At 34.6% G+C, this 5,164-nt stretch carries 8 protein-coding genes; all 8 read right to left on the reverse strand.

Annotated features, from left to right (window positions below):
- On the reverse strand, positions 1-398 hold a 398-nt coding region (locus ABZA26_RS07070), incomplete at its 3' end, for a CoA ester lyase (protein WP_372713819.1).
- The gene (gene citD, locus ABZA26_RS07075; RefSeq protein WP_372713820.1) at positions 398-664 is read right to left on the reverse strand and encodes a citrate lyase acyl carrier protein; all 267 of its coding nucleotides are present in this window, start codon (positions 662-664) and stop codon (positions 398-400) included. The genes ABZA26_RS07070 and citD, both read right to left, overlap by 1 nt.
- A 23-nt stretch (positions 665-687) precedes the next feature.
- Positions 688-1,800 carry a sodium ion-translocating decarboxylase subunit beta gene (locus ABZA26_RS07080; protein WP_372713821.1) on the reverse strand — a complete coding sequence of 371 codons (1,113 nt, stop codon included), beginning with the start codon at positions 1,798-1,800 and terminating at the stop codon, positions 688-690.
- 10 nt (positions 1,801-1,810) lie between these two features.
- Complete coding sequence (locus ABZA26_RS07085; RefSeq protein WP_372713822.1) at positions 1,811-2,173, reverse strand: biotin/lipoyl-containing protein; 363 nt, start codon at positions 2,171-2,173, stop codon at positions 1,811-1,813.
- Positions 2,174-2,191: 18 nt separating this feature from the next.
- Entirely contained in the window at positions 2,192-2,506 is a 315-nt protein-coding gene (locus tag ABZA26_RS07090; RefSeq protein ID WP_372713823.1) for an OadG family protein, read from the reverse strand.
- 13 nt (positions 2,507-2,519) lie between these two features.
- A complete protein-coding gene (locus tag ABZA26_RS07095; RefSeq protein ID WP_372713824.1) occupies positions 2,520-3,905 on the reverse strand; it encodes an oxaloacetate decarboxylase subunit alpha in 1,386 nt (461 codons plus the stop codon).
- Between the two features lie 161 nt (positions 3,906-4,066).
- Positions 4,067-4,945, reverse strand: coding sequence for a LysR family transcriptional regulator (locus ABZA26_RS07100; RefSeq protein ID WP_372713825.1), 879 nt, complete (start codon positions 4,943-4,945; stop codon positions 4,067-4,069).
- A gap of 66 nt (positions 4,946-5,011) precedes the next feature.
- On the reverse strand, positions 5,012-5,155 hold the full coding sequence (locus ABZA26_RS07105) for an LrgB family protein (protein WP_372713826.1): 144 nt from the start codon (positions 5,153-5,155) through the stop codon (positions 5,012-5,014).
- Positions 5,156-5,164: the final 9 nt, after the last annotated feature.

The following is a 5,164-nucleotide window of genomic DNA, read 5'->3' on the forward strand; positions in this document are numbered from 1 at the left end:
GCTTGGATTTTTACAGTTCCTACTTCTATATTATTTTCCTTTTCCACTTCAGTCAATAACTCGTCTAATTCCACTATGTGTTCTGGTTTTTCACACATAGGAAGTCTCATTCTAGTAAGACCTGCTGGAACCAATGCTCTTACATCCAATTCTCCAAAAGGAGCTACCGTTCCAAAAGGAGTTCTTAAAGGATTTATTCTTACGAATATTTCACAATTTCCAAAATCAACAGCTTTAAAAGCTTCTACTAATAGATCTCTAGCCGCCTCTTTTTCATCATATTTTACAGCATCTTCCAAATCAAATAAAATACAGTCTGGTCTGAAAATAGATGTGTTAAAAAGTAATTTAGGATTACTTGCTGGTGCAAATAACATCGTTCTTCTTAATTTTTTCATTAATTTATACCTCCAGCATTTATAGCTCTCTTAATTGCAGTTTTTGTTCTTGCTTTTATTATGAAATCCAAAGCTCCAAAATCTTCAACTTTAACATGAGCATTTTCAACTTTAAGTTCATCTAAAGCTTCCATAACTGCTTTTTCCATAAGAGATCCAAACATTCCTTTAAGTTTAGATTTTATTTCCACTGTTTTCCCTTGAGCCTCTAAATTGACAGTTACAACTGCATCAGATGCTTTTTCATTTCCACAAATACCTATCATTTTTACATCTCCTTTATTAATTGTTAATTAAACACATTCAGTAATATTCCTGCTGCTACTGCCGAACCGATTACTCCTGCTACATTTGGTCCCATTGCGTGCATCAGTAAGAAGTTTTGAGGATTTTCTTCCTGTCCTACTTTTTGTACTACTCTAGCAGCCATTGGTACCGCTGATACTCCTGCTGCTCCTATCATAGGATTTATCTTTCCACCTGTCATCTTACACATTAACTTTCCAAATAAGACTCCACTTGCTGTTCCTATGGCGAAAGCTATAAGACCAAGAGCTATTATTTTTAATGTTTGAGGATTTAAGAAGTTTTCGGCATTAGCCGTTGCTCCTACAGTTAGTCCCAATACAATCGTAATAAGATACATCATAGTATTTGATGCAACTTCTGCTAATTTAGGCACTACTCCTGATTCTTTAATTAAATTTCCAAACATTAACATCCCTACTAAAGGTGCAGAACTAGGAAGTAATAATACAACTAAAAAAGTTACTACTATAGGAAATATTATTTTTTCATTTTTACTTACATGTCTTGCTTGTTCCATCTTTATTTCTCTCTCTTCTTTTGTAGTAAGAGCCCTTATAATAGGTGGTTGAATAATGGGAACTAATGCCATATATGAGTATGCTGCCAAGGCTATCGGTCCTAATAAGTGAGGTGCTAATTTGGAAGTCAAATAGATTGCTGTCGGTCCGTCTGCTCCACCGATTATTCCGATCGATGCTGCTTCTGGTCCTAAAAATCCAAGATAAATTGCTCCTAAAAAAGCAAAGAATATTCCAAACTGTGCCGCTGCTCCTAGTAGTAAACTTTTAGGATTAGCTATGAGGGGCCCAAAATCTGTTCCTGCTCCTACACACAAAAAGATTAATGGTGGATAGATTCCTAATTTTGTACCCTTATATAGGTAGTAAAATAGTCCCCCTTCATCCATCAACCCTGAGCCTGGAAGGTTAACCATAAACATTCCAAATGCTATAGGTATTAGTAGATAAGGTTCATAGCCCTTCTTTATTGCAAGGTATAAAAATACACATGCGATCAATATCATTATTATTTGTTTTACATTTAAAAGAGAAAGTCCTGTACTCCCTATAAATTGAATTATAATTTCTAACATTTCATTCCTCCTATCCTAGAGATACTATTGCATCTCCTAAGTTTACTGCTGCGCTTTTTGCCACATGTACTTCAGTTACTGTTCCTGCATCTGGAGCTAAAATTTCAGTTTCCATCTTCATAGCTTCAAGTATTGCTACTAATTGACCTTTAGCTACCGTATCTCCAACTTTTACTAGTATATCTACTATAGTTCCAGGCATTGGAGCTGTTATCTTCTCTCCTCCTACCATAGTTACCTTAGGAGTTGCTGATGCTGGTTTTGATGTTCCTACATTTGCAGGGGCTTCTACTGTCCCTTCTACTGAACTTATCTCTTGTAACTCAACCTCATATGCCTTTCCATTAACTTTTATCTTATATATTTTTTTCATTTTTTAATAACCCTCCGTTTATAATTTCGTTATTCTAGTTATTTTATAATTAGTTTCTTTTTCTTCCCCTGCTGATTCCATAGAAGCTACAAGCGCCGCTACCATCATATCCTCATCAGCTTCCAATTCATCCCAGTTTACACCTGTAGGTACCACTGGTGCTGCTGCCATTGGACTTTTTCTCTGGGGTACTACTTTTTTTTCCTCTTGAGGGATATATTTAAATAATCCCAATATCAAAGATATTATAAATAATAAAGTAAATACTATTGCCATAGCTATTGCCGTTAGCTGTAACCCTTCTGCAAAGGTCATTTCTGCTTGAAATATCAATTTTTTCACCACCTTAAACTATTATGTTGATCTGGTATTCCTCTATCTCTTTTACTTGAGGCTTCCCTTTTTTCTCTAAAAATTTTCTAGCTATTTCAGGGAAAAGTGCATACATAAGTACATCTTCTTCTGATTTTGCTAAGTCGCCGATTTCCATTTTAAGTTTTTCAAATTCTGGTTCTATATCATCTGCTGGTCTATGAGTAATAGGCTTCTCATCTTTAATGATCATTTTTTTTATTTCTTCATCTAACTCTGCAGGTGCCTGTCCATACATCCCTAAGACATAATCTTTTATTTCTTTTGGAACTACCATATATCTTGATCCCGTTAAGACATTAAATACTGACTGTGTTCCTACCATCTGAGATAGAGGAGTAACTAAAGGTGGATAACCTAAATCTTTTCTTACTCTAGGAATTTCATTTAATACCTCTTCATATTTATCCGCAGCTCCCTGTCCTTCAAGCTGTGATAAAAGATTCGAGAGCATTCCCCCTGGAACTTGATATTTAATTGTTTTTGGTTCAACATCCATAACTTTTGGATTTAGAATCCCTTCAGCTCTGTATTTTTCCTTGATCGGTTTAAAATAATCAGCTATTTCGGCTAAAAGATCTAAATCTAGTTGAGGATCTCTTTCATGACCTTTGTAAACTTCTGCAAATACCTCGGTACACGGCTGAGCTGTTCCACCAGAAAATGGTGATATAGCGGTATCTATGATGTCTACCCCAGCTTCTATAGCTTTCATATAGAGCATCGATGCTATTCCTGAAGTGTAGTGGGTATGTAGTTCTATAGGAAGGTCGGTTACTGCCTTCATCCTAGTTATCATCTCATATGCAACTTCCGGTAACAAGATCCCTGCCATATCTTTGATACAGATAGAATCTGCACCCATAGCTTTGATCTCCTTCACCTTTTCTATATAGTAGTCCACAGTATGCACTTCAGATGTTGTGTATGCGATACACACCTGAGCCTCTCCGCCATATTTCTTTGTAGCTGTTACAGCAGTCTTTATATTTCTATAGTCGTTTAGCGCGTCAAAGATTCTTATGATATCAATTCCATTTTCAATAGATTTCTGTACAAATTTTTCTACCACATCGTCTCCATAGTGCCTGTAACCAAGCAAATTTTGACCTCTTAAAAGCATCTGTAATTTTGTATTCTGAACTCTTTTTCTTATCTCTCTGAGCCTTTCCCATGGATCTTCGTTTAAAAATCTTATGCAGGCATCAAATGTTGCCCCGCCCCACACCTCTAAAGAGTGGTATCCCACCTGATCCATTTTTTCAAGTATCGGTAAGATCTCTTCTGTTTTTAATCTAGTTGCAATTAGAGATTGATGGCCATCTCTCAGTGCCGTCTCCATTATTTTTAAATTTTTCAAAAGTCTTCCTCCTCTATATTGCCTATTAATTTAATAACAATATATTTCTTCTCCAGATTTTTATCAGTAAAAAAACCTCCAGTAAGAAGGTCTTTTTACTATAAAAATCATATATAATTTTATTATTTCTTGGAATAAAAAATCTCCTATGGAAATATTTTCTATTCTCTACCCCAATCCTTAAGGTCTATGGTATTTAATACTTCTAAAAATGTTTTTCCTAGATTAGTTTCCTCAAAATTTTCATAATAAAGCACCTTAGTTCTACGTTTCAATAATTCCCCATCTTTATCTAAAAGTTCAAGTTTGAATAATTTATCATTTTCCTTCAAAATAGTATTAGGAACTAGGGCAAATCCTAATCCCTGTATTACCATCTCCTTGCATGTATCAGATCTGTCTACCATTAAGCCCTTTAATGAATGGTCAGCAAAATTTTCCCTCCACCAATTATCAAAGATAGATTTCAATTTAATATCGCAATTATATTCGATTCTTTTTAATTTCGATAGATCTTTTAACTCTATTTTTTCTGAATTTATAGCACAGAGATTCTCTTCAAATAATATTTTTTCTCCCTGAGACCATTTATATTCTCCCCTTATAAAGGCTATTTCAATTTCCTTGTTACAGAGTAATTTAAATATCTCTGCACTCCATCCTGTTATTATTTCAAATTTTATTTTTGGATAAATCTCCTGATACTTAAATAATATTTGGGGTAAAGTTTTTCTAGCAAAATTATTAGAAGCTCCTATTTTTATAACTCCTTTTACCTCTTTAGTCATAGACGATAAATTCAACATAATTTCTCTCATTTTCTCTCTCATTTCTTCAGCACACTTTACCAGATATTCTCCCTCAGGAGTAAAATAAACCCCTTTTCGTCCCCTTTCAACTATCTGAACGTCCAACTTCCTTTCTATCATCTGTAAACGTTTGGTAACTGCTGGTTGAGATATATATAATTTTGCTGCAGCTTTGGTTATATTTTTTTCCTTATAAAGAACACAAATAAGTTCCCAATCACGATCCATCATATTATTTCCTCCAAATTATAAGTATTTATTTAGATTATACTCTAGATTGTTTTCTGTACCTATTTTTCATAAAATAATTTGAGCTACTATAGGGGCCAAAATCAAGGTTATAAGACCTGTGACTACAATGGCTAAACTACTCATGGCACCAGTTACTTCCCCCATTTCAATTGCTTTTGTTGTTCCTATGGCGTGACTGGCTACTCCTATTCCTACTCC

This window comes from Ilyobacter sp. (assembly GCF_041583315.1).
GTDB lineage: Bacteria > Fusobacteriota > Fusobacteriia > Fusobacteriales > Fusobacteriaceae > Ilyobacter.